Below are 23,868 nucleotides of genomic sequence, written 5' to 3' on the forward strand. Positions count from 1 at the left end.
ACCTGGCGGTTTTTTTGTATCTGAAATAATCCATTAGGAAATGCTAAATAAGGTACGAGTGATATTGGCTGTGGCACAAGCACCATTGCTTACCTCGTGAGGGCAGTGGTGAATCGTTGAAAAAAAATTCTCGCAAAGGGTAAATTGCGTATTGTTGGTCTACTCTGAAAGTGACTCCCGCCCCTGTGGCACCTGGCTTTTGGCCAATCCCTTCAAAAATTTTGCAATTTTAAAGTTTTACCAAAATCAGCCGATAGCCTTCCTGTAGAATTTTATCTCACAGTCAATCTAGCCCCGTCAGAGGGCCCCAGGAGTTCTATAATGACATTAACAGTCAACACCAACGTTGCGTCTTTAAACACGCAACGCAACCTGAACAGCTCTTCTGAATCGCTGAATGTCTCTCTCCAGCGCTTATCAACGGGCTTTCGTATTAATAGTGCCAAGGATGACGCTGCGGGGCTGCAAATTTCTGACCGTTTGACTTCACAGATCAATGGTTTGAATGTTGCCTCCCGTAACGCCAACGACGGTATCTCTCTGGCCCAGGTGGCAGAAGGTGCACTGCAGCAGTCTACCGACATTCTGCAACGTATCCGTGACCTGGCCCTGCAATCCGCCAACGGCAGTAACTCTGCTACAGAGCGTCAGGCGCTGCAGGAAGAGATCAACCAACTGAAAGATGAATTGACCCGTATCGCCGATACCACGACTTTCGGTGGTCGTAAGATTCTGGACGGTACCTTTGGTACCTCTTCATTCCAGGTTGGATCTGAAGCAAACCAGACTATTGAAGTCTCTCTCACCAACGCCTCTTCCGATAAGTTAGGTAACTACCGCGTACAAAGCGCCGGTACTGTTGCCGGTAGTATTTCGGGCGCTATTGGTACCAATCAGTTTACGGATGGTGCAACTGTTACTGTTACTGGTTCTTTCGGCACTGGCAGCTTGACCACATCCGCCACCGACACTGCCGGTGAATTGAGTGATGCCATCAACGCTCTCTCTGAGACCACTGGTGTTACCTCAACTGCCGTTACCCGTGTAGCTATTAGCGCCGGCGACCTGGTGTTGGGTTACGATGCCGCCAACTCTGTTGGTGACTCCATCACCTTCAGCATTGGTACCAACGACGGCGATGGCGGTACCAGCAGCACCACTACCGACATCACGCTGACTGCCTCAGGTGATGACGCCACCGACCTGGAGAACCTGCGCGATGCGATCAATGCGGATACCGGCTCCAATGGTATCTCAGCGGCTATCGATGAAAACGGTAATCTGATTCTCACCGCCAAAGATGGTGACAATATTGAAGTGAGTAATTTTGCCGAAGTTGACGGTAATAATAGTGCTAGTGACTCCTCGATTACCTTTACCGATGTGGGTGCTGATGGCGTGATTGGCGCTACCACTCAGCTAGTGAATGATGGCGCTAACGAATTCGAAGCGGTGGGTACACTGACCTTCGACTCCAACGAGCCGTTTACTATTGCCGGCACTAGCTTTGCCGAAATCTCAGCCGATACCATTGGCTTGCTGCAAACCGTTGAAAGTATCGATGTTACCACCGCAGATGGTGCGCAGGATGCCATCGCCATTGTCGACGGTGCGATTGCCAATATCGACTCGCAACGTGCCCAACTGGGTGCGGTACAAAACCGCTTTGAAAACACCATTGCCAACCTGCAGAACATCTCTGAGAACGTCTCCGCTGCCCGTAGCCGAATTAAGGATACTGACTTCGCGGCTGAAACTGCAGAGTTGACCAAACAGCAAATTCTGCAACAAGCTGGTGTCTCAGTGTTAGCGCAAGCGAATCAGCTGCCACAAACAGTCTTGAGTCTGCTGGGCTAATATAAGCGTTAGTGAATTAAGGCATCGGCACAGGGACGTGTGGTTCTATGGATCGTGCCTTCATTCACTGAGTGGAGGGTGAGTCATGGATATAAACAACGCAGTAAATATTCGCCCGACAGCTGTCACCGCTAATCCCGCGTCCGCAGCACATGATGTAAAGGGAGCCCAAATCGCACAAGTCACAGCAACCCAGGCCGTAGCTAAGCCTGCGGTTGCTGAGCAAAGGGATCTGGAGCCTAAGGAGATTGAAACCGTGGTGGCGAATTTGAATGAATTCGCGCAATCCATTCGTCGAGATCTATCCTTTAGCCTACAGAACGAAACCGGGCAGGTGATTGTTGAAGTGACGGATTCGGAAACAGGCGAATTAATTCGCAAAATTCCGTCGGAAGAGGCTTTGCGTTTGTCTGAGAGAATTGCAGAAGTACGCAGTTTGATGACTTCCGTTGAAGCTTAATAAGTAACCTGGTGGAAAGCGGACTTAAGGATGCCTATCTTTATAGGCATCCTTTTTCGCGTTTCCAACGCAGACTGGGTTATCACCCAGGTGCGTAAGCAATGTTGCGGTGGTAGAGCCGGTAAGATCGGTTTACCGCGCTTACACCTGGGTATAACCCCACTGATTGGCCTGAAAGTTGCGTTTTTACACTTTTGAGCAAATTGGCCGATACCATAACTAAGGCGGCCAAACATTACCGGCAATTTATTGCCTATGAGGTGAAAAATGTCTATTACCTTTAACGGGATTGGATCTGGCCTGGATATCGATTCCATTGTCCAGGCGATAGTCGATGCCGAAAGGGCGCCAGCAGAAAGTAGACTAAACCGATTGGAGTCATCCACTACCGAAGAGCTCTCCGCTGTGGGGCAGCTCAACTCGGCGCTAAGCACATTTCTTGATGCTGTTGAAGCGTTGGGGGATGAAGAGCTCTATCAAGGCCGCAGCGTCAGTATTGGCGATCGGGATCTTCTTGGCGCCACCGCCTCTGAAACTGCTCAAACCGGTAACTATCAGGTACAAATCGAGCAGGTTGCCACGGCCCACAAAATTGCCAGCCAGGGCATTGCCAATAGCCAGGACCCCTTGGGTACAGGCACCATCACTATTCACCTGGGAGCCGGCTCATTTAGTCTCAATATCGATTCCGAAAATAACTCCCTGGTCGACATCCGCGATGCGATCAATGAGTCCGAGAATAATCTCGGAGTCAAAGCCTCGATTATTAACGACGATACCGGTGCCCGGCTGGTGTTAACCAGTACCCTGACGGGTTTTGATAATGTGGTAGCGGTAACCGTGCTGGATGACGATGGCAACAGTCGCGACAGCAGCGGTTTATCGCAACTGGTGTATGACCCCAATGATGTCGGTGGCGTGGGTGACGGTGGTGTAACCAATAATGGCAAAGAGCTGGCTGCCGCCTCCGACGCCATCGTCTATGTCGACGGTTTACAGGTAACCAGCGCCAGTAACACCATCGACAGCGCCATTGAAGGGGTGAGTTTAAACCTGTTGGCAGCGCAGGATAGTACCGATTTTACTAATGGCAATACCATTAACCTCTCTGTCTCCAATGACACGGGTGCCGTTAAAGATTCAATCAACAACTTTATTGATGTCTATAACAACTTTATGGGCATTATCGATCAGCTGACGGTGGTTGTGGTTAACGATGGCTCCACCGGCAATGTGACCGGTGCATTAACCGGCGATGCCACGGTTCGTAGCCTGGTATCCACCATTCGGGATCGACTGCAGATTGGCGTTAGCGATAATCCGGAAGGGCTGCAATATCTGGTCAACCTCGGTATTACCACCGATGAAGATGGATTATTGACGCTGGATGAAGACAAACTCACTACCGCTATGCAGGATAACTTCAACAGCATTAGCAATCTGTTCGTTGGTGATAAGGGGCTATCCGAACGGTTGGGTAGCGCACTTTCGGGCTATACCGGCACCGGCGGCGTGTTGCAGCTTCGCCAGGAGAGCCTGCAAAGAACCTTAAACGGTGTTGACGACCAGCGTGAAAGGCTCGATAAGCGCATGGAGCTAACCGAAGCCCGTATCTACGCCCAATACCAGGCCGCTGACGCGTTGATTGGCAGCCTCAATAACACTTTAAGTTATCTGACCAGCGCTTTATCCAGTGGCAGTAGTAGCAAAGATAAGTAGCTCATTTTCGCCTAGTTCTTGGTGTTGTTAGGCCAAAACAACATAGAAATGCCTAGCCTGCGGGCTTAAGTTTTCACTCTGGCAGCCGCTATAGCTTTAGAGGTAGCAATCTACATAAATCCATAGCCAGCTACAGGTGGTAACGGGAGCAGTAAATGAATCACAACCACGCACTCAGTGCCTATAACCAGGTGAATGTCCACACCTCCGTGGAAGACGCGTCACCGCATAAATTAATCGAGTTGTTGTTGCAGGGGTTCAATGCCCGTGTGGCAGAGGCGAAGGTGGCCATGCTCAACAACAAAATCGAACTAAAAGGCCAGAAAATTTCCAAAGCGCTGGATATCCTCTCGGGCTTGCGCGCCGCACTGGATTTTGAAGCAGGCGCCGATATCGCTACCAATCTGGAAGAGCTGTACGAGTATATGTCTCATCAATTAGTGGTGGCTAATGCGCAGAACGATATTGATAAGTGTGACGAAGTTATAAAGTTAATGTCGGTCATTCAATCCGGCTGGAATCAAATTCGCGAGGTTGAATAGTCGTGAATCAATCCCTCAATCATTTGCAATTATTGAACGAGCAACTGGATAACCTGCACGCCCGTATCAGTGCGGTGGTTGCAGCGGAGAGCTGGCAGCAGTTGAGTGAATTGGATCAGCGAGTGAACGCGCTGGTTCATCAATGTGTACAGGCGGGGCAGATGCAGGATCCAGCCATCCACAGCAAAGTGATGTCGGTGGCGCAGCTCTACCGCCAGGTGATAGAGCGCTTGCAGCAGGAAAAAGCCGCTCTTCACCAGCAGTGGCAAAAACACAGCAACAGCCAAAAAGCACAAGCCGTATACGCTTCCGGGATTTGTGCTTAGCGGGTGTTAAATTTTACGCTTCTGTATTAATAAAAAAGGCCTCTGAATGAGGCCTTTTTTATTTTGGGGTAGGGGCCTTAGTTGGAGTATTTAAACGCAGCCACACCCAAATTCTGACCTTCATACTCTTCATCGCCCTCGTAAACCACCTGAACTACAGCGTTTTGCGGAATGGAATCTATCCATAGGGGTATTTTTACGTGGCGAGAATCCCGCTCGGTATAGACGGCAACATTATGCAGCATGCCGATCTGTTGGACCTGAGAGTTGTTGGGCGTTTTCATGTAGGCGGTGATAGTGCCATAACTACTGGCCGCGCCGGTGCGCTTGAGAATGACATCCAAAGAGGGTTTATCACTGGCGCTTAGGCCTGGTAACAGTTGCACACCGGAGATGTTGGTCTGCATGTTGTTGTCCCCGTGCCGCAAAATCACCGGAATTGAGAAAGACATTTTGGGAACAATTTTTACCTGCATGCCGCTATCGCTATCGCTATTGTGACCGGCCCCCGGTGAGTCGATCGAGCGCATTGCCAGGTGCACCCGGTATTCGCCATTGGGCAGTGAGCTGGGCAGGCGCACCCGCAGTTTTATCTTCTGATATTTACCCGGCTCAATAGTGACAATTCTGGGACTGTAACGAATGTACTCCATGGCGCTATTACCGGGGTAGGCTGCATCGGCACTGATACTGATGTATTGGCCAGTTTCATCCTGTATCTTGTTTTCCAGCTCTATACGATAGGTTTTTGTCTCGCGCGAGTTATTCAACAAGGTTACTTCCTGGGAGCGATCGCCATCTGCCAGTACTACCCGTGTGGGTGTGATCAGCAGGTTGGCATGGGTTAAGCCCGTTGTCAGCAGCGATGTTGCCGCCAGACAGCACACTATTGCCAGCTTTTTCAATCCGGTGGCGAAAAATTGCCGTTTCATGAAGTAACCTCTTAAAGTCATTTTTAATGCCTGATGCTAATCAGTTCGTTAGAAATCGATATTAATGATGTAGGGGGCGTCGTAGGTGGCATCGACATAGGGATTGCCACTGCCGCTGGTGCTTAAGGTCGCGCCAACAAAAAGTGTGGCCTGACCATTGGCATCGGTGGTGACGTCATTGTGGGTAAAATCGGCTACGCTAAACTCTTCAGTCGGCCCCGATGTGGTCAAATTATTGGTACTGATAATGGTGATATTTAGCGGTGTAAATGAAGGGAAGTTACTTAAAAAATATTCACCGTTGGTGCCAAATTCCAGTGGGTATATCTGGTTGGTATAGAGGGGTTTTCTACCATCAAAGCGAATAACGATGGTTGATATTGTGCTGTTACCGGCTACCACAAAGCGGCCAAAACTGAGCGGGGTCACCTCTACCATATCGGCCTGTAAAAAAGCGCTGTACAAGCTGAGTAACAGGGTTAGTAACCCATTGCGTACACCCGCCACACCTTTAAGGCAGAAGGTAAACTCAAGTTTATAGTTCTTGTATAAAAACACGCTGGCTTTCACTTAGATTTATTTGACGTTAAAAACAGGAATACTGATTTAGCCAAAATTTTGTCAGTAATTTTAAAAGATAACATTTTCTGTCAATCAGCAAATAGTGTGCCGGGCTTAATCGATGAGATAGCTGTATATCACTTTTTGCAGAGAGGCTCGGCGCCTGCTGGCAATTCGGCCCCGATGGTGAGTAGCGTGGAGATTCTGGATTTCGTGCAGATGGAGCCTGATCCTGATTACACCTCAGGTACTGCGGTGTGCTGCAAGAGTATTAAATTGAGTGTGACGAGTTTGGGGGAGTTAATAATGAATAATCCCTTCTCTAAAATGGAAAAGCCCCGCCCTCGAACAAGGGCGGGGCTTTTTAAGATACCGAGTATCTTAGTAGGCTACATCAATGGTATAGGTACCAGTGTAGGTGCCATCGGCGTAAGCGTCAGTAGTGGCTGCAGCCGCTGCGCTGAAGGTGCCGCCGACGATGATGGAGGCATCGCCAGTACCGTTAGTGGTTACGGTAAAGGTGTTGGCGTTGGTGCCGACGGTGTTAGTTGCGGTAAGCGCAGTGTTGGCACCGTTGTAGGCAGTGATTGAGTCCCAAACAATATCGGGTACTGCCGGGCTGCCACTGCTATGAGCCAGGTTGTCGGTGGTGGCAACACTTGGTGTTACAGTGATGGCGGTAAATGGAGCAGCACCAGAGATTGCAATCAGGCCTGCCTGCGCGCCGCCCAGAGCAACAATGGTAGAGGTCGGGTTGGTATAGTCAGAAGCGCCGGTAGACGTACCGCTGGCATCGTCAATTGCCAAGGTGGCAGTGGTGGTACCCGCAGTACCGGTCTCCGCCAGGATGTAGATACTACCCAGAGTAAATGGGGTAGTTTCAGTCATGGTAATGGCATTGTTTACCGTGGCGGTGATGTCAAAGGTATCGGCCTGAGCGCCAAATGCTAAAGCAACTCCGCTGGCCAGACATAATTTTTTCAAAGGTTTGATCATAATATAGACCTCGTCATTATATTTAGTCCTTGATTGGCAGTATCCGAAAAGATGCGGTGTTGCCGACCAAAATTTTGTGACCAGTAAAATTTACTGAAATCAGTACAGTTATCGACATTAGCAGTAAATTCTTTAGAAACTTCCTGATAATTTTGCAACTGTTGTTTGATGGCCATTGCACTCTTTATCTTTAAGCAGCTAAAAGATTAAGGGCGTTACCTATTAACCTTTCGAGCTCTCGACGTGCTATCCCCAAGCTTGCCACAGGGCTGCCGGCTTTAGGTGGCGACGCCACAAAGTGTTCGATTGACTAATAGTTCATCAATTGCCAATTTAGTTAGCGGCAGAATTTCACCAAGCTTGAACAATGTCGCCTTGATTTACTTGATAGGGAGGGGTGCTTCCGTCAAATAGAGCCAATGCGCCATTAGGATAAACCTGAGATACAACCACCTGACCGTTCTCCTCAAAGCGATACTGAGGTTGGCCGTCCAGTGTTTGTTGCATTTGAATCCTACGCATCAATTTTAGCCTATCTCCAGGCAATAGCAGGGATTCCGTACCAGTGGCAAAAGTAATGCCCTCACCGGTAACGGAAGTGACTCTGGCCTGCATGGGCAGGCAGGTAAGTGCCTCTTCCAACCAGAGGGATTGGTGGTTGAGGTAGGTGTCCAGCAGGTGCGCATACGATCCAGCTTTATATTGGCTACCGAAGGCGCTGTCGCGGGTGAGCATAGAGACCCGGTCATTGGCGCTTCCCTGGTACAGGCTCTCATCAATGAGTGAGCCGGTGGTGCCGTCATAAACGGCTAGCGACATTTCCATCTGACGCTCCTGCTCCAGGCTGGTGCCGGTAATACTATTAATTAGGCTGTTTTTACGGGTCGCGCTGTTGGTTAAAAACTCTGTGTTGGTGATGGTTCCGGTAACCACGAATTGAACATTGTATTTTTTTGCGAAGTGTCGAATAAGTGACTGTCGGTCCTGGGGGCTGGTGCTATCGGTAATGGGGAGACGTTCGCCGGTTGCGTCGATAACAACAAAAGAGTCGCGATTAAAACGCTTGCTTAACTGAACCGGCAGGCGTTTTTGTATATCTCCGAGGTCGACAATATATTGAGGGTGATCGATGTTGAGCGCCAAAAATCCGACTTTTTTGCGATAGCTGAAGCGGGGATCATCCTGGGTTAAACAGGCAAATGCCGGGTTTGCAGCGTAAAAGTTTGCCGAGGAATCCAGGCTCACAGCCATCATCCCATTGGGTACAAATTGCACTCCGGGTGGTGGCTGGTCGCCATCTTTCAGTTTGTTGTGGCCCAGGTAGTAGTCAAGATCTTTAGTCTGTTCAATAGGGTTGCGTAGATCCTGATCGGTGACAGCACAGCCAGCAATAATCGTCACCAAATTCAGCAGCAGTAGTTTGCTGCATCGCGAAAAACCGTGGGGGCTCTTTTTCATAGTCATCGTTCAGTGTCACCAGTGACATCCGCTAACCAGGTAGGGTTTAGCCAATTAATAGACAAGATAAGGACTAGAGAGCAAGTTGTATGCCCGCTTGGCAAGTTGCTGGGCAGCCCCTTTTTTTTAAAGCCGATTTAGCCTCTGTGAGCCATGGTTAGTGGCTTTGCCATTCGTAAATAGTTCTACTTAAACCCGTAAATTTTCTCGCTTCCTTCTATATGCTATATGCCTCGCAAATATTCCACGTCATGCCCTTAAACTGTTAATTATCCGCTGGCATTCATATTGCAAATTTCGCGTTGGCCTAATGAGCCACAATTTTTTGACGTAGGTCTCTCTCCACAAAAATAGCTTTTTTAATGCGGTGGCGGCCCAATCCAGCAGTTGGTTGGAAATAGGGCTGGGTAATAAAGGCTCCTATTGGCGGAGATTTTTTTCCCAATCAGGGAAATTATTTGTCAGGGCGGCAAAAGTTTGCCGCTTTGGAAATCACGTAAGTTTTGCAATAGACAATTTAGATGATGAGCTCTTGATGAGAGAGTTGAACGGTATCGATATGAAAAGGCGCTTTCATAGCTGTGGCAATAACGGATGGTTGGGCAATGGCTCCTTGGGCGGTTGGCTAACCTCGGCGTTGGGCCTGTTGCTTTTACTGGTGCTAAATACCCCTGCTTTAGCTCAAGACAGAATCTTTGGCGATGATCAATTGTTGATTCTGGATCTGCACTATAAGCGCTATGGCTTAATGGAGGGTATGGAGGCTTATAAAGCCGATGGCCATATCTATTTTGCTCTGGTCGATATGGTTGCCACTCTGCAGATGCCGATTGAGGTACAGGGCTTGGAGGCCAAAGGTCGCCTTGATAAAGCCAGGAGCTTTCAACTTAGCTGGGATGGCAGCCGTTGGCAGGTAGAGCGGGAGGGCAAGACTCTGTCGGTGGGTGCTAAGGATATTGTCTATCATGATGAAACCCTGTTCGTTAGCAATGGCGCGTTAGAGCAGTGGTTTCCCATTGAGTTGGATATTGACCTAGCCGATGCCCAGGTCGATTTGGTGGTGGATGGCAGCTTACCCTTCCTGGAGAGTATCTCCCGTCGCGACCGGATATTCAGTCGCAGTGATGCGATTTCGGAGTATGAATTTCCCATTTATGATTCACCGTACAGTGTGTGGGAAGTTCCCTCGGTCGATTTCCGTATTACCCACACCACCACTCGTAACAACAAAACCGATTCCGATACCAGCCGACTCACACGCTATACCCTGGTGAGTAATGGCGATATGGCGTTAATGAGCAGTAATATTTTTGTCAATGGTACCCGCGAGGAAGGCATTGATAACGCCAGTATCCGCTTCGATCGTTTTGACAGTGAACGGGATCTGTTTGGGCCGCTGCACCTCTCCCAATTTTCGTTCGGTGACATCAGTGCGCCAGGCGCTAAATCCAGCTATGGCCGAGGTGTCTTGATCTCCAACGAAAGTAATACCAGCCAGCTTATTCGCGACTTCACCACCATTGAAGGCAACTACTACCCGGGCTGGGAGGTGGAGCTCTATTTGGGCGAGACCATTGTCGACTTCCAGGTGATTGGCGATGACGGCCGTTATCGCTTTACCGACGTTGTGCTGGGCCAGGGTATTAATGACTATCGCTTGGTCTTTTATGGGCCTGCGGGTGAAAGAGAGGTTGAAAATCGTAATCTGTATGTGGGTGAAGATACCGATGATGTTAACCGGTTACGCTACACCCTCTCGGTCGTACAGCCCGATACCCGGTTGTACAGTGCCAACGACAACAGTACCTCCGGCTGGCAGGCGAATCTGGTTACCCGCTACTCCCTTGGTAATCTGCTGGCTTTAAATGCCGCCTATAGCCAACGCCGTTGGGACGACTCCGAGCTGTCAGACGCACAGCTGTTAAGTGGTTACAACACCACCGATTACTACACGGTTGGCGCAACGTCGTTCCTGCTTGGCCAGAGTTTATCGGTGACTTTACAGCAGCAGGATAGCGATCCCTATGATGTGACCTACTCGTTGGGTGGTGGCAAACGGCGGCTTAGATACCGCTTCAGTTACACCGACTATGGCTTGACCGAAGCCGACCTGTTGGCCGACCAGACCGAATCCCTGTTAAAAGGAACGGTGACCACCCAATTTAAAAAGTTCAGTGTGCTGTTCGACGGCAGGCAGTATAAGCACGCGGACTACGATTTGAATTTTGCCGAGATCAACTTCGGCGGCCAGTACAAAAAATTCTACTGGTCCAATGGTTATGAGTATCGGCAGGATTACTTGAACGGTGCTGTGGAGGATCAGCTTTTCACAGAGCTCTACACCGGTACCAGGGTTGGGCCTCTAGCCACGCGTGTTAATGCGATTTACGCCATTCAACCCGAATCTGAACTCTCCAATCTGGGTTTTTCGGCCGACTTGCGTTTGTCACGCAGTGTGGATGTCAGCTTTGATTACGGTTATCAGGTGCAGGAAGAGATCAACTCCTACAGCCTGGGTATGAACTGGCGCCTGCCCTATGTCACGGTTAACCCTTATATCCGCTACAACGATAATGGCCTGGTACAGGGCAACTTAAGCGTGTTGTTGAGCATGGGGGCGCGCGATGGTGAGTTGGGTAACTACTACAGTTTGAGTCGCCAGACTATCTCCTCGCAAGGCACCCTCAACGCCCGTCTGTTTGAAGATGAGAATGGGGACGGTGTTTATAACACCGGCGAGCGGCTGTTAAGCGGCGGCGTTATTCACTCTCTGCAAACCCGCCAAAAGGCGGAGTCGGATGACGTGGGTATCGCCACCATTACCAATATTCGCGCCTGGTTTCCCTCCGATATCGTTTACGAGAGCGATTCCGTTGAAGACTACTCCATGAAATATGGTGGCCGTGACTTCTCCATCGAAATGCGTCCAGGCAAGGTGATGGAGGTGGACTTACCTTTTTACCGCGCGGGCGATATCGATGGTGTGGTGTATCGAGCGCGCTATGACGGCAGCTCCCGGCGGGCGCGCGGTATAACCCTCGATTTAACCAATGCAGCGGGTGATGTGGTGGCGACCACGGTCTCCGCCAGTGACGGCTACTACAGCTTCCAGCGCGTGTTGCCGGGCAGCTACCGGGTAATTACCCGCGGCCAGAAGATGAAGTCTCCCCTAAACCGCGATGCGGTGATTACCCGGGCGGGTAACTTTATTGGTGACTACAATCTGGTGATTGATGATTCTGATCCAACCCTTGGCGCGACACACAATAGTCTGGAGTTCCTGGATCCAAGTGCCGGGCCTATCAGTTCTGTTACCAATCCCAGCGCGGTTCAACCGGTTGTTCACCCACTGGTCGCTGTTGCTCCCCCAGCCGCGGTACCGGCGGCCAGTGCTGTGCCGTTGACATCGCCAGCAGCGACTCCAGCTGCGGCAGCTCCGCTAACAACAGCTTCGTTAATAAGTGCTCCAGTTGCCACGTCCCCCGTCAGAGCCGCCCCAGTGACAACTGCTCCTGTTAGATCTATAGGCGTTCCCACGGCAGCAGCTCCAGAGTCAGTTGCTCCCACTGTAGTTGCGCCACCGGCCGACCCATGGGCGTTGCAGTTGGGTAGCTTCTCGGTGGCCAGCTACGCCGAGGCGTTGACCGATAAGCTCCGTTCCCAATCGACACCTTACTATGTGCGTGAGGTAAGCAACGCCCGGGGTAAATTCATTCGCGTTTTTGCCGGCCCCTTCGATGGCAGAACCGCCGCCTTGGAGCGTAAGGCGGCGTTGGACCGGGATCTGAAAGTGCAGTCATTCCTGGTTGCGTCACCGTGAAAATCGCCGAGCTAACAACCCTGAAAACAACAACAACAAGGAAAGCAGCCGAATGCTGCCCGCCAAATGGTGAGAATCCCATGAGAACATTTCGCAATAATCTGCACTCGCTAACCGCTGCTTGTCTCTGTGCCAGTCTGAGCCTGTTTGCGCAGGGGCAGACCTTTGAACCGGTAGCTGCCGATTTCGATATTGAAAATGCTGTGACGCTACTGCCGCCTACAACCGTCTCCCGTGCACAGCCCAATAACGCAGAGCTGGGGCCGGCGGTCACCAACGTCAGTGACGATACCAACCCAATTCCTGCGGCGGTGGCTCAGCCGCTCGCTGCCGCCAGCCCAGTGGGTAGCTTCACCTCCGTTGCCTCGCCCATCACGGCTGGGCCAAACGCAGGCCCGGTCTATCCCATTCAGGCTCGTCAGCTCGCCGTGCAGGAGCAGCAGTTGGCCAGAATAGAGCGGGTGGAGGCCGGGCTAAACAAGCTGGTTCGTAAACAGTCGTTCTCCAAATCGTTGATGGGCACCATCATCTCAGCCGCGGCTACCGCGGATCCTATATTTGCAGTGGCCGGTGGCCTGGCTGGGCTATTAATTGGCAAAGCCGAGGACTACAAAGAGACAGAGCGTAAGAACAACGAAATTCGCGAGCAGATACTGGGTAAGTCTCCCTATTACTATACGGATGAGGAGCTGCGCCTGGCGGCCTATGCCGGTACGCAACTGGATCCACTGCTCCTGCGCCCGGAACAGCTGCGCAGTTACGCCAATTACGTCATGGAGGCCCGTACCCGCACCAAGGTGACCGATTGGCCCTCTGTCGGACCTAATGCCCAGCCCGGCCCAGGTGGCCAGATGTTGGATTACCAAACGGTATCGTTAACCCAGGCGCCCACGCAGGCGTCTGCGGCAGTCTCCTTTACGGCCGAGCAGTGCTATGGCCATCTGCAGGCGGCAAATGGTGGCAGCGCCACTGTCTCAAGCCCGGGGCTGCAGAACGCCAGTGTGGTAACCACCACCAGTAACCGCCGTTCGTTGAGCGCCTATGATCGCCGCACACTTGCTCGATACTGTTTCTATTCGCTCAGATAGCGGCTGGTCCAATAGGCTATTTCTGTGGTTACTAAGCCGCCTTCGGGCGGCTTTTCTATTTTGGGAACCTCTCCGCCAGGGGCAGGCGACAGGAAAAAAAGATCTGCTGCACAGATTAAAATTTTCGTTCAATAAATGGTTAAGCAAAAACTAATTTCAGCGCGGGTGCTGCCGATACAACCTTTAACAGACAGGATTGATTGGAAGGGGAAGCCCATGGCCGTGATTCGCGATTTGACACGTTATCGATTACAGAAAGCCCGTCAGCAGATGCCGTTAGCGATCTACTATCGTGACGAACAGACCATCCGGGAGTACGACAACCGCATCAATCAGGCTTTGGGCATGGTGCTGGCCGATCCCGCCATTCCCAAGAGTCTCAAAATCAAAGAGCTAAAACTGACCCTCAGGCTCTATCGGCGCATCGCTGAGAATCTGGAAAATTGCATGCTGTAGTTCGGCGTGACGATCTTGCTCAATCGCCTTATTGGCATTGACTGGTTTAGCGGAGACCCGCGCAGGCCTGGGACTGTTGATTGGGCGGAAACAGGGTTGTTGGGGCTCTTTCAATCGCCGCTATAGCGGGCGGGAGGGGAGATTGGGGCGCGTCCGCTCAATAATTGTTTGTGCTTAATAAGTTAAATAACGTGCCAAGTGACAAATTTATAATGCAATTTTTCGGCATAAAATATCTACAGCTGAGTTGCTTGCAGAATAATCGCAATTGCTAAACTACAGCGCACTCCACACTTCGCAACCCTTTTGTTTGCCAATCCTATTATCGTCCTTGCGTGGGGAAAAGTATCCCATTTATGCCTTATTTGCTGGGATGAAATTTCATATTAAGTCATAACAATCAATAACTTGTATCTGTTATTTCAAGCGGTTTGGTTGTTTTTCTGACGCGCGAATGAAAATTATCACTGTCAATGGGCTGGAATCCAGATTATTTAATAAACCCAATTGTTAGGAATTTAGCGAAAATAATGTCCTTTTCTCATAACAGTAACTCCTTGATTTCAAGGACAATAAATTGACTTTAGTGTGACCCTGGTCTAATTTTCATTCCGGGCAGCCAGAAAATTGGCGCGGTTTTGAGGGGCGAAGTCAGGCCCTGACAAACTGAGTCATGCGAAAGGCAGAGTCCCATAGCCAGCCTAGTCTCCCTCGTATTAGGGCGCTGTCGGGCACATTGGAGCGTGGTCGAACGGGCTTACAATCGCTTGTTTGAGAAACAGACTGATCACCGGTTATAAAACTACAACAACTAAAGAGAATATTTGAGTGACCGGGCAAGGGTGAGTCCAGAGTTCAAATCAATGCCAGAATTTGAAGGTCAATAGCGATGTGGAAAGAACTAAAAGTGCTGGTTATCGATGATAATCTGCAAAGACGCCATGATTTAAAGGTTGTATTGGATTTTATGGGGGAGCCGGCAGTGGTTGCCGGCTCCTCTGATTGGCAAGCGCTGACTCTTGAAGGTAACCATAGCCCCGACTCCTTTGTGGCAGTCCTGGTTGGCTGCGACAACCAGGAGATACAACAACTGCTGGCTGAGCTGAAGGAGTGGGATTCCCGTCTGCCTTTCATCTTTGTGGGTGCCAGTCCTAAACTGGATGATCAGGCCAGTGATGAGTCGAGCCGATTTATTGGCCAGTTGGGCGGTTCCCCCTCTTATGCCACGCTGATGGATATTCTGCACCGGGCACAGCGCTTTCGCGAAGCACAGGAGCGCAGCAAGCAGCACCAGAACAAGCAACGTCCTATCCACCTGTTCCGAAGCCTGGTTGGCACCAGCCGCAAAATCGCCAGTGTGCGCGAAATGATGGCGCAGGTGGCCGACAAAGAGGTCAGTGTTCTGATCACTGGCGAATCGGGTACGGGCAAAGAGGTGGTCGCCCGCAATCTGCACTACAGCTCCAAGCGCCGCAATGCCCCCTTTGTGCCGGTCAACTGTGGTGCTATTCCCGCGGAGCTGTTGGAGAGCGAGCTGTTTGGCCACGAAAAGGGCGCCTTTACCGGGGCAATCAGTTCCCGCGCGGGACGCTTTGAACTGGCCGAGGGCGGTACCCTGTTCCTCGATGAGATCGGCGATATGCCTCTCAATATGCAGGTGAAATTACTGCGTGTTCTGCAGGAGCGTGTGTTTGAGCGGGTGGGCAGCAACAAACCTCAGCCAGTGAATGTGCGAGTGATTGCCGCCACTCACCGCGATCTGGAGCAGATGATCACCGACGGCTCCTTCCGCGAAGATCTCTACTACCGCTTGAATGTTTTCCCCATCGAAATGCCCTCACTCAGTCAACGTGCAGAAGATATTCCGATTCTGATCAACGAATTGGTCTCCCGCCTGGAGAGTGAAAACCGCGGGTCGGTGCGCTTTAATTCCGCCGCCATCCTCTCGTTGAGTCGCCACCCCTGGCCTGGCAACGTCCGCGAGCTGGCTAATTTGGTGGAGCGAATGGCCATCGTTCACCCTTACGGTGTGGTCGGCGTACAGGATTTACCTGAGAAGTATCGCCATGTTGAGGTCGAGGAGGAGTTCGAAGCTTTGGCCGAGCAGGAGAACGCACCGGTGATGGCCAGCATGGGCGACACCACCTTGCTGCCGGACGACGGTATCGACCTGAAAGAGTACCTCACCAATCTGGAGCGGAATCTTATTCAGCAAGCCCTGGACGACTGCGGTGGCGTAGTGGCCAGAGCGGCTTCCCGGCTGGCGATTCGGCGCACCACCCTGGTTGAGAAGATGCGTAAATACGGTTTGCACAGGGCTGAGGTGACTGGCTAACCGTTAATAATCGGAACACGAAAACCGCGGCCATGCCGCGGTTTTTTTTGCGCTGGAAATTTGTCAGGAAATTGACTGTCTCAGATGTTTATTTATAACCTATTGATTTTAAATAAAAAAATAGATTGGCATTGCTATTGCTGTATACGCTTTAACGAGTGAGAAATTTGACGTTTTGCTAAGCGCCCGAGTTTGACTCACTCATCAATTGATTGCAGCAAAGGAAACCGCTATGAGTTTATCGTCGCTGGAGAGCCAATCCATCGCCTCGAACACTCGCAAGCCCAGCCCGCTGTTGGCGGTGGCCAGGAAGAAAAAGCAGAGCCCGGAACAGGCCGCCGCGCTGACCAGCAGCTTTCATCTGCTGGAGCATCGAGTTGATGAGTTGAATCAGCAGTTGCACGAGCTGCAGTCGGAAAAAGAGTATCAGGATGAACAGAACCAGGTTCTGCACGGCCGCCTGAGTGCGGTCATCGATGTGGTTCCGGCCGGTATCGTCATACTCGATGCCAACGGTGTCATTACCGAATTCAATAGCCAGGCTCAACAGCTGCTGGAGTGCAGCCTGCAAGGGCGTCTGTGGCGGGAGGTGCTGCAGGAGTGCTTCAAGCGCCGCTTGGACGACGGCCACGAAATCTCCACCACCACCGGCCGCCGACTCTCTATCTCGACCCGCAGCCTGGGAGAACAGCAACGCGGCCAGATAGTACTGCTCTCAGATCAGACAGAAACCCGTCGTCTGCAGGCGCTGGTAAGCCATCAGCAGCGTTTGGCGGCACTGGGCCAGATGGTATCGGCCCTGGCCCACCAAATCCGTACACCGCTGTCGGCGGCTCTGCTCTACGCCGCTCACCTGTGTGATCAACCTCTGCCCGAACCTCAGCGCGAGAAGTTCTCCCATAAGCTGCGTTCCCGGCTGCAGCACATGGAGCGCCAGGTGCGCGACATGCTGTTGTTTGTTAAGGGCGAATTACCGCTCAACGACCGCATCACTGGTGAACAGTTTGTCGCCGAGTTTGAGGAGGCGCTGGAGGTGCCGGTGCGGGAGTTTGAAGCCACCATCAACTGGCACATTGCCACTCGGGATTTTACGCTGCGCTGTAATAGAGATGCGTTGGTTAATGCCTTGCTAAATTTGGTAAACAACGCACTGCAAGCCTACGAGGAGTGCTCCGAGCGCCCCTTTGGCAAGCGCATTGATATCACTCTGACGCTGGTGCACGGCAAGTTGCAGATTGCTGTGCGCGACTTTGGCCCGGGTATCAAGCCCGAGGTGATTGCCCGTCTCAATCAACCGTTTGTGACCACCAAGCCCCAAGGCACGGGGTTGGGTTTGTCTGTAGTGCGGGCGGTAGCCAATGCCCACCAGGGCAGTTTCAGTTTGCAACCCCTAGAGCAGGGTGTGGAAGCGTGCTTGTCGGTACCGCTGCTGGTTATGACTCAGCCCCAATAATTAAAGGTTTGAAACATGTTTGAAATCGACGCTAATCGTCAGGTAAAACTCGTTCTCGCTGAAGATGACCCCAGTCTGCGCGAGGCCATCAAAGACAGTCTGGAGTTGGCTGGATTTACCGTCTTTGACGCCGTGGATGGCCAGAAAGCGCTGGAGCTGGTTGCCACCCGTGGTGATGTCAATATGGTGGTCTCGGATGTCAACATGCCCAATATGGATGGCTACCAGCTACTGCAGGCGATGCGCAGCCGTTTCCCCCACGTGCCGGTACTGCTGATTACCGCCTATGGCACTATCCACCAATCGGTGAAGGCGATTCAGGAAGGGGCGGTGGATTATCTGGTGAAACCGTTTGAGCCGCAGATGCTGACCGAGCTGGTCTGCCGCTACACCGCTGGCACCGGCATGCTGGACCGCAATCAGCCGGTGGCGGCGGCGCAGTCCAGTAAAGATCTGTTGGCCCTGGCCCGGCGCGTGGCGCGCACCGATTCCACGGCGCTGATTTTGGGGGAGTCGGGCACCGGTAAAGAGGTGTTGGCGCGTTTTATTCACGACAGTTCTGCCCGGGCCGACAAACCTTTCGTCGCCATCAACTGCGCGGCCATTCCCGAAGCGATGTTGGAATCCATCCTGTTCGGCCATGAGAAGGGCGCCTACACCGGTGCCCACACAGCTGCACCTGGCAAATTCGAACAGGCCAACGGTGGCACTTTACTGCTGGATGAGATCTCAGAGATGGATATTGGTCTGCAGGCGAAACTGTTGCGCGTACTGCAGGAGAAAGAGGTGGAGCGTTTGGGGGGCCGTAAAACCATTCCCCTGGATGTACGGGTTATTGCCACCTCTAACCGCTCAATGCTGGATGAAGTAAAGGCCGGCCGGTTTCGCGAGGATCTCTACTATCGGCTGAGTGTGTTGCCTCTGCAGTGGTTGCCACTGCGTCATCGTCGAGAGGATATCGTCCCCCTGGCCGAACAGCTATTGGGTAAACATGCCCGCAAACAACATCGCTCTGGTGTTGCTTTGAGTGACGATGCCAAGCGTGCCCTGGCTGCTCACGATTGGCCAGGTAATGTCCGCGAGCTCGATAACGTTATGCAACGGGCGTTAATTCTGCAAGATGGTTACTGCATTACCGAGCGGGACCTTGGCTTCGATCTGATCAGTCCCGAAACCGATAACCGTTCCGCGCTGGTCGAGCCTTCACAATTAATGAACGACACTGTTGTGGATGCCTCCTTAAACAGTACGCCGTTTTCTGCCTGTGACAGTGAACCCGTGGTTGATTTGGCCTCGGGATTCTTAGGGCAGGATTTAAAACAGCGGGAGTTTGAGGTGATTGTGAACACCATTCGCCAGGAGAAGGGCAGTCGTAAGCGGGCAGCGATGGCGTTGGGCATCAGCCCGAGAACCTTGCGTTACAAAATTGCCCGATTCCGCGACGCCGGCCTAATGGTTGAAGAGCGTTTATAAGCAGGGCTTTATAACGGCTTTTGCTTAGCCCCTGCGTACCTCAACAACGCTTTTTTTAACCGCTGGTCAGAAATTGCTCAGCATTATTTGAATAGGAACCGCACCTGTCACAAACCTGTCAATAACAATGCGAAAAATAGTCTTGACCGCGGGGGAAAGGTGGAGTTAATTTTCGCACTGTCAACCGTTGGCCAGTACCCGCTGGTGAGTGGTTTGCGCTGCTGGGGCTTTCTACCGTTGGGTGTGTCACTATTTGACGCACCTAGTTGGAAAGCGGACTCCAGGCGGCCAGCACCAGGCAAGGTTACCACGGTGATTCATGCAAACGTTTTTTGTTGTCTGAATTGTTGAGGGTGTTTTTATGCGTGACGAGCTGACAAACGATGCCATTGATGCCGATTTGTTAATTAACGGTCTCGACGAAGATGTCGATGCTTTTACCAAAAAGAATCAACAACTGGATTCACGTCGTCGATTGGAAGAGGCGTTGGAAGAGCGGCGGTTGAGTCGTGAAATTCAAGAGTTTGACTTCGATTTCGACGAGCTAGACGATTAAATTTTAGAAAGCCCGGCCACAGTTAATTTGGCCGGGTTTTTTTATTGGTGCTCTATTTTTCTTAAGTGCTTAGCGAAAAGTAGTGTGCTGCTACTTGGGCGCGGCTGTGTGGCCTGCACCAGGTTTATATTCCGTGACTATTGGTTTGAGACTGTTGCTCGATAGCTATCAATTGATGACTATCAATTAAGAGTTGTCAATCAATGGTTATCAATCGATAGCGCTTAATTTGTGGTTGTTAACTCGCGGTTATTAATCATCGACTATCGATACCATCGGACTGATTGATTCCTGCCTCCAATATCCAATTTTCTTGTTCTCGTGTGCGCTTGCGCCTATCGCTCTATTTTCTGCTGCTCCAGCCTTTTCCCTTCCTCTTTAACTTACGGTATGAGAGTGGGTGGAGTTATCCACCTTAACTGGGTTTGGCTATTCGGACTCTGGATCTTTTGCCGGTTTACTGAAGTAATGAGTTAATCGGTTCTTCTGAAAACCTGCGCGGTTTAATTTTTAAACATGGGAAATAGTTTGCCTGCGGCAATGGGAGGCAAACTCTGGCCCACTTTATGCACTTTCACTAGTAAGAGAATTTATTCGACAATTTTCTGACGCAATTTTAGTTGGCCAGCAATAGTGCCAAAAACTGATCGATTCTTGGCGCTGCCAAACTGCTGGCAGGTAACGGCTCATAAATTGGTAATTTCGAAGAGGAAAGTCAGGTGAATATCAGCAATCGCCCGGATATCAGCCAGTTACTGATGAACATGCGCGACCTGCGTCAACAGGTGCAGACCCCCGGTCAATCTCCTGCGGTACTGGATGTAAAAGATCGCCTTACCATGCCGGGCACGGGTGGCGTGGAGGCCACACCGGGTTTTAGCCAAATGTTTAGTCAGGCAATTAATTCGGTTAATGAACTGCAGCAGAATGCCGGCCAGCTGTCGAGCGCGTACGCCCAGGGCGACCAGAGTGTTGATCTAGCTGATGTCATGATCGCCAGCGAAAAATCAAAAGTGGCTTTTCAGGCGACCATTCAGGTTCGCAATAAGGTAGTTGAAGCCTACCAAGACATTATGAACATGCCGATTTAAGCAGAGATAGTGAACCGTAATTATGGCCAGTAGCGCAGTGATGGATGATCGTTTGGCGGATGAAGACTCCGGCAGAAAAAATTCCAGCAACAATTTAATCGAAGGCTTCAACAATCTTAATCTGGTGCGTCAGGCCGGCTTGATGATTGGTTTAGCGGCCAGTGTGGCCGTTGGATTTGCCGTGGTTTTATGGACGCAAAGCGATGACTATCGCCCGCTGTATGGCAGCCTAGACCGACTCGATTCGGCCGAAGTGGTCCAGATTCTCGAATACAACGATATCCATTTTAAGGTTGACCCCTCCACCAGTGCTCTGCTGGTGGCCGCCGAGGATATTCACAAGGCGCGTCTGAAACTGGCGGAAGCGGGTATACCAGGAGAAGCTTCTGTTGGCTTTGAATTATTGGATCAGGAGCAACCATTAGGCACCAGCCAATTTATGGAAGGCGCGCGTTACCGCCGCAGTCTGGAAGGCGAGCTGGCGCGAACCATCACCAGTGTTAACAGTGTGCGCTCTGCGCGTGTGCATCTGGCCATTCCCAAAGAGTCGGTATTTGTGCGCGATGCGCGCAAGCCCACCGCCTCGGTTTTCGTCGAACTCTACCCCGGTCGCAGCTTACAACCAGAGCAGGTAAAAGCGGTTGCCAACCTGGTGGCCTCCAGTATTCCGGAGTTGAAAATTGAAGATGTCACGGTGGTTGACCAGAAGGGGAACCTGCTCTCTAACGGCGACGATATTCAGGCACTGGTGGAAGCATCCAAACAGCGGGAATACACCCGCAAACTGGAGAGCGATCTTATCGCCCGCGTTAACAGTATCCTTACGCCGGTGCTGGGTGAAGGCAAATATCGGGCGGAAGTGAGTGCCGATGTTGATTTCACTGCGGTTGAGCAGGCCGACGAAGTGTATAACCCCGATCTCTCCGCTGTGCGCAGCGAACAGACCTTGGACGAACAGCGTATTGGTGAAGATGTGGCGGTGGGTATTCCCGGTGCGCTTAGCAACCAACCTCCGGGTACGGCGGCAGCGCCGGAGGTGGCCACGCCGGGTGCCGAGAGCACAACCACGCAGAATTCCAATACTCGCAAGCAGGCGACGCGCAATTACGAGTTGGATCGCACCATCAGTTACACCAAACACCAGTTGGGGAAAATTAATCGGCTTACGGTTGCGGTGGTGGTGGATGACAAACTCTCGGTCGATCCCTCTACCGGCGATGGTGTGCGTACTCCCTGGAGTGCCGATGAGCTGGAGAGGCTCACGATACTGGTAAGAAACAGCGTCGGTTTCTCCTCCGCCCGCGGCGACAGTGTCAACGTGCTTAACAGTCCCTTCTCAACAGTGTATGACGAGCAGACCTATGAACAACCGGTTTGGCATCAGACCTGGTTCCAAAATCTGTTTAAGCAGGGGGTTGGTCTGCTGATTATTCTGGCGCTGGTGCTCGGGCTATTGCGCCCGGTGTTGAAGAGTCTGGCGGCCTCGGGTTTGAAAACCAAACAGGAGGAGGAGGCGCGCGAGTTGGCCGCCTTGGAAGCCTCCGGACTGGATGCCTTCGACTCGCTTTCCGATGAGGCAGTCACTCTCTCCGGTGGCGATGCCCTGGCGTTGCCAAGCCCAGAAGAGAGCTATGAACAACAATTAAATGCTATCCGCGGCATGATCGCTGAAGATGCTGGCCGGGTAGCACTGGTGGTACGAGGTTGGATTAACGACGATGGTTGAGGAAGCACAGAAAGAGATGATTAACCGTTCACGCCTGGATCAGGCGGCGGTGCTGTTAATGACCCTGGGCGAATCCGACGCGGCAGAAATTCTCAAGCATCTTGGTCCGAAAGAGGTGCAGCGTTTGGGTACCGCCATGACGCAACTGACCAATGTCCAGCAGCAGGAGGTGGAGGCAATACTCTCCAATTTTCTGACGGAGGTGCGCACACTTACCGGTCTGGGTATGGGCTCCGACAGCTACATTCGCAATATGCTGGTCACGGCCCTGGGTGAAGATAAAGCCAACGGCTTGATTGATCGGATTTTGCTGGGCGGCAACACCACCGGCCTGGATACCTTAAAGTGGATGGAGTCGCGCAGTGTGGCCGATATTATCCGCAATGAGCACCCGCAGATTCAGGCCATTGTTATTGCCTACCTCGATGCCGATCAATCCGCAGAAATACTCTCCTTTTTCCCGGAGAAGATGCGTCTGGATATTATGATGCGGGTGGCTTCACTCGATACCGTCCAGCCGAGTGCCCTGCAAGAGCTGAACAATATTCTGGAGAAACAGTTCTCCGGCAACGCCGGTTCCCAAACCAAAACCATGGGTGGCGTAAAAGTGGCGGCGGAGATTGTCAACAATCTCGACAGCAATGTGGCGGCGGAGCTGTTGGAATCCATTAACGACGTCGATGAAGACCTGGGTATTCAAATTCAGGATCTCATGTTCGTCTTTGACAACCTGAAAGATGTCGACGACCGCGGTATTCAAACCCTGTTGCGTGAGGTCTCGTCGGATATTCTGATCATCGCCCTGAAAGGTGCGGATGACGATCTGAAAGAGAAGATCTTCAAAAATATGTCGAAACGTGCGGCGGAGTTGTTGCGCGATGACTTGGATGCAAAAGGGCCGGTTAAATTATCGGAAGTGGAAAGTGCGCAGAAAGAGATTCTGGTGATTGCCCGTCGCATGGCCGATGCCGGAGAGATCAATCTGGGTGGCGGCGGCGAGCAGATGCTGTAAACCTGCG

General features: G+C 51.6%; 19 protein-coding genes. 15 read left to right on the forward strand and 4 right to left on the reverse strand.

Features of this window, described 5'->3' with window-relative positions:
- Positions 1 to 321: 321 nt before the first annotated feature.
- From SBL51_RS14165 to SBL51_RS14185, 5 genes are all read left to right on the forward strand, one after another.
- Entirely contained in the window at positions 322 to 1,857 is a 1,536-nt protein-coding gene (locus SBL51_RS14165; RefSeq protein WP_317931658.1) for a flagellin, read from the forward strand.
- Positions 1,858 to 1,942: 85 nt separating this feature from the next.
- On the forward strand, positions 1,943 to 2,317 hold the full coding sequence (locus tag SBL51_RS14170; RefSeq protein ID WP_317931659.1) for a flagellar protein FlaG: 375 nt from the start codon (positions 1,943 to 1,945) through the stop codon (positions 2,315 to 2,317).
- A 267-nt stretch (positions 2,318 to 2,584) separates the two neighbouring features.
- Complete coding sequence (fliD, locus tag SBL51_RS14175) at positions 2,585 to 4,036, forward strand: flagellar filament capping protein FliD (RefSeq protein WP_317931660.1); 1,452 nt, start codon at positions 2,585 to 2,587, stop codon at positions 4,034 to 4,036.
- Positions 4,037 to 4,191: 155 nt separating this feature from the next.
- Positions 4,192 to 4,578: a flagellar export chaperone FliS gene (gene fliS / locus SBL51_RS14180; protein ID WP_317931661.1), complete on the forward strand. Its 387-nt coding sequence runs from the start codon at positions 4,192 to 4,194 to the stop codon at positions 4,576 to 4,578.
- Between the two features lie 2 nt (positions 4,579 to 4,580).
- Positions 4,581 to 4,904 carry a hypothetical protein gene (locus tag SBL51_RS14185; RefSeq protein WP_317931662.1) on the forward strand — a complete coding sequence of 108 codons (324 nt, stop codon included), beginning with the start codon at positions 4,581 to 4,583 and terminating at the stop codon, positions 4,902 to 4,904.
- 77 nt (positions 4,905 to 4,981) lie between these two features.
- On the opposite strand, the gene SBL51_RS14190 is transcribed toward SBL51_RS14185, so the two are convergent.
- The 4 genes from SBL51_RS14190 to SBL51_RS14205 all read right to left on the reverse strand — a co-directional run bounded on the left by SBL51_RS14190 (position 4,982) and on the right by SBL51_RS14205 (position 8,857).
- Complete coding sequence (locus SBL51_RS14190) at positions 4,982 to 5,836, reverse strand: hypothetical protein (protein WP_317931664.1); 855 nt, start codon at positions 5,834 to 5,836, stop codon at positions 4,982 to 4,984.
- Positions 5,837 to 5,884: 48 nt separating this feature from the next.
- Positions 5,885 to 6,394: a hypothetical protein gene (locus SBL51_RS14195; protein ID WP_317931666.1), complete on the reverse strand. Its 510-nt coding sequence runs from the start codon at positions 6,392 to 6,394 to the stop codon at positions 5,885 to 5,887.
- A 384-nt stretch (positions 6,395 to 6,778) separates the two neighbouring features.
- Entirely contained in the window at positions 6,779 to 7,393 is a 615-nt protein-coding gene (locus SBL51_RS14200; RefSeq protein WP_317931667.1) for a hypothetical protein, read from the reverse strand.
- A gap of 351 nt (positions 7,394 to 7,744) precedes the next feature.
- A complete protein-coding gene (locus tag SBL51_RS14205; protein WP_317931668.1) occupies positions 7,745 to 8,857 on the reverse strand; it encodes a flagella assembly protein FlgT middle domain-containing protein in 1,113 nt (370 codons plus the stop codon).
- A gap of 529 nt (positions 8,858 to 9,386) precedes the next feature.
- Between SBL51_RS14205 and SBL51_RS14210 the strand changes: the two genes are divergently transcribed.
- The 10 genes from SBL51_RS14210 to fliG all read left to right on the forward strand — a co-directional run bounded on the left by SBL51_RS14210 (position 9,387) and on the right by fliG (position 23,861).
- Entirely contained in the window at positions 9,387 to 12,671 is a 3,285-nt protein-coding gene (locus SBL51_RS14210) for an SPOR domain-containing protein (protein WP_317931669.1), read from the forward strand.
- A gap of 80 nt (positions 12,672 to 12,751) precedes the next feature.
- Positions 12,752 to 13,759: a hypothetical protein gene (locus SBL51_RS14215; protein WP_317931671.1), complete on the forward strand. Its 1,008-nt coding sequence runs from the start codon at positions 12,752 to 12,754 to the stop codon at positions 13,757 to 13,759.
- 216 nt (positions 13,760 to 13,975) lie between these two features.
- Positions 13,976 to 14,215, forward strand: a complete 240-nt coding sequence (locus tag SBL51_RS14220) for a hypothetical protein (RefSeq protein ID WP_317931672.1) — start codon at positions 13,976 to 13,978, stop codon at positions 14,213 to 14,215.
- 889 nt (positions 14,216 to 15,104) lie between these two features.
- The gene (locus SBL51_RS14225; RefSeq protein ID WP_317931673.1) at positions 15,105 to 16,550 is read left to right on the forward strand and encodes a sigma-54 dependent transcriptional regulator; all 1,446 of its coding nucleotides are present in this window, start codon (positions 15,105 to 15,107) and stop codon (positions 16,548 to 16,550) included.
- 232 nt (positions 16,551 to 16,782) lie between these two features.
- Entirely contained in the window at positions 16,783 to 18,003 is a 1,221-nt protein-coding gene (locus SBL51_RS14230; RefSeq protein ID WP_317931674.1) for a sensor histidine kinase, read from the forward strand.
- 15 nt (positions 18,004 to 18,018) lie between these two features.
- The gene (locus SBL51_RS14235; protein ID WP_317931676.1) at positions 18,019 to 19,476 is read left to right on the forward strand and encodes a sigma-54 dependent transcriptional regulator; all 1,458 of its coding nucleotides are present in this window, start codon (positions 18,019 to 18,021) and stop codon (positions 19,474 to 19,476) included.
- A gap of 361 nt (positions 19,477 to 19,837) precedes the next feature.
- On the forward strand, positions 19,838 to 20,032 hold the full coding sequence (locus tag SBL51_RS14240; RefSeq protein ID WP_317931678.1) for a PA3496 family putative envelope integrity protein: 195 nt from the start codon (positions 19,838 to 19,840) through the stop codon (positions 20,030 to 20,032).
- Between the two features lie 719 nt (positions 20,033 to 20,751).
- The gene (gene fliE, locus SBL51_RS14245) at positions 20,752 to 21,123 is read left to right on the forward strand and encodes a flagellar hook-basal body complex protein FliE (protein ID WP_317931679.1); all 372 of its coding nucleotides are present in this window, start codon (positions 20,752 to 20,754) and stop codon (positions 21,121 to 21,123) included.
- 22 nt (positions 21,124 to 21,145) lie between these two features.
- Positions 21,146 to 22,849, forward strand: a complete 1,704-nt coding sequence (gene fliF / locus SBL51_RS14250) for a flagellar basal-body MS-ring/collar protein FliF (RefSeq protein WP_317931680.1) — start codon at positions 21,146 to 21,148, stop codon at positions 22,847 to 22,849.
- On the forward strand, positions 22,842 to 23,861 hold the full coding sequence (gene fliG / locus SBL51_RS14255; RefSeq protein WP_317931681.1) for a flagellar motor switch protein FliG: 1,020 nt from the start codon (positions 22,842 to 22,844) through the stop codon (positions 23,859 to 23,861). The genes fliF and fliG overlap by 8 nt, the downstream gene beginning before the upstream one ends.
- The last annotated feature ends 7 nt before the right edge of the window (positions 23,862 to 23,868 follow it).

Source organism: Halioxenophilus sp. WMMB6 (assembly GCF_033283405.1).
GTDB lineage: Bacteria > Pseudomonadota > Gammaproteobacteria > Pseudomonadales > Cellvibrionaceae > Halioxenophilus.

What these genes read in the sequence shown, in the direction of transcription:
- SBL51_RS14200 (WP_317931667.1), bottom strand. Translation starts at nt 7,393, where the DNA reads ATGATCAAACCTTTGAAAAAATTATGTCTGGCCAGCGGAGTTGCTTTA.
- fliG (WP_317931681.1), top strand. Translation starts at nt 22,842, where the DNA reads ATGGTTGAGGAAGCACAGAAAGAGATGATTAACCGTTCACGCCTGGAT.
- SBL51_RS14230 (WP_317931674.1), top strand. Translation starts at nt 16,783, where the DNA reads ATGAGTTTATCGTCGCTGGAGAGCCAATCCATCGCCTCGAACACTCGC.
- SBL51_RS14235 (WP_317931676.1), top strand. Translation starts at nt 18,019, where the DNA reads ATGTTTGAAATCGACGCTAATCGTCAGGTAAAACTCGTTCTCGCTGAA.
- SBL51_RS14215 (WP_317931671.1), top strand. Translation starts at nt 12,752, where the DNA reads ATGAGAACATTTCGCAATAATCTGCACTCGCTAACCGCTGCTTGTCTC.
- fliF (WP_317931680.1), top strand. Translation starts at nt 21,146, where the DNA reads ATGGCCAGTAGCGCAGTGATGGATGATCGTTTGGCGGATGAAGACTCC.
- SBL51_RS14225 (WP_317931673.1), top strand. Translation starts at nt 15,105, where the DNA reads ATGTGGAAAGAACTAAAAGTGCTGGTTATCGATGATAATCTGCAAAGA.
- SBL51_RS14165 (WP_317931658.1), top strand. Translation starts at nt 322, where the DNA reads ATGACATTAACAGTCAACACCAACGTTGCGTCTTTAAACACGCAACGC.
- SBL51_RS14240 (WP_317931678.1), top strand. Translation starts at nt 19,838, where the DNA reads ATGCGTGACGAGCTGACAAACGATGCCATTGATGCCGATTTGTTAATT.
- SBL51_RS14220 (WP_317931672.1), top strand. Translation starts at nt 13,976, where the DNA reads ATGGCCGTGATTCGCGATTTGACACGTTATCGATTACAGAAAGCCCGT.
- fliS (WP_317931661.1), top strand. Translation starts at nt 4,192, where the DNA reads ATGAATCACAACCACGCACTCAGTGCCTATAACCAGGTGAATGTCCAC.
- fliD (WP_317931660.1), top strand. Translation starts at nt 2,585, where the DNA reads ATGTCTATTACCTTTAACGGGATTGGATCTGGCCTGGATATCGATTCC.
- SBL51_RS14170 (WP_317931659.1), top strand. Translation starts at nt 1,943, where the DNA reads ATGGATATAAACAACGCAGTAAATATTCGCCCGACAGCTGTCACCGCT.
- SBL51_RS14210 (WP_317931669.1), top strand. Translation starts at nt 9,387, where the DNA reads ATGAGAGAGTTGAACGGTATCGATATGAAAAGGCGCTTTCATAGCTGT.
- SBL51_RS14205 (WP_317931668.1), bottom strand. Translation starts at nt 8,857, where the DNA reads ATGACTATGAAAAAGAGCCCCCACGGTTTTTCGCGATGCAGCAAACTA.
- SBL51_RS14190 (WP_317931664.1), bottom strand. Translation starts at nt 5,836, where the DNA reads ATGAAACGGCAATTTTTCGCCACCGGATTGAAAAAGCTGGCAATAGTG.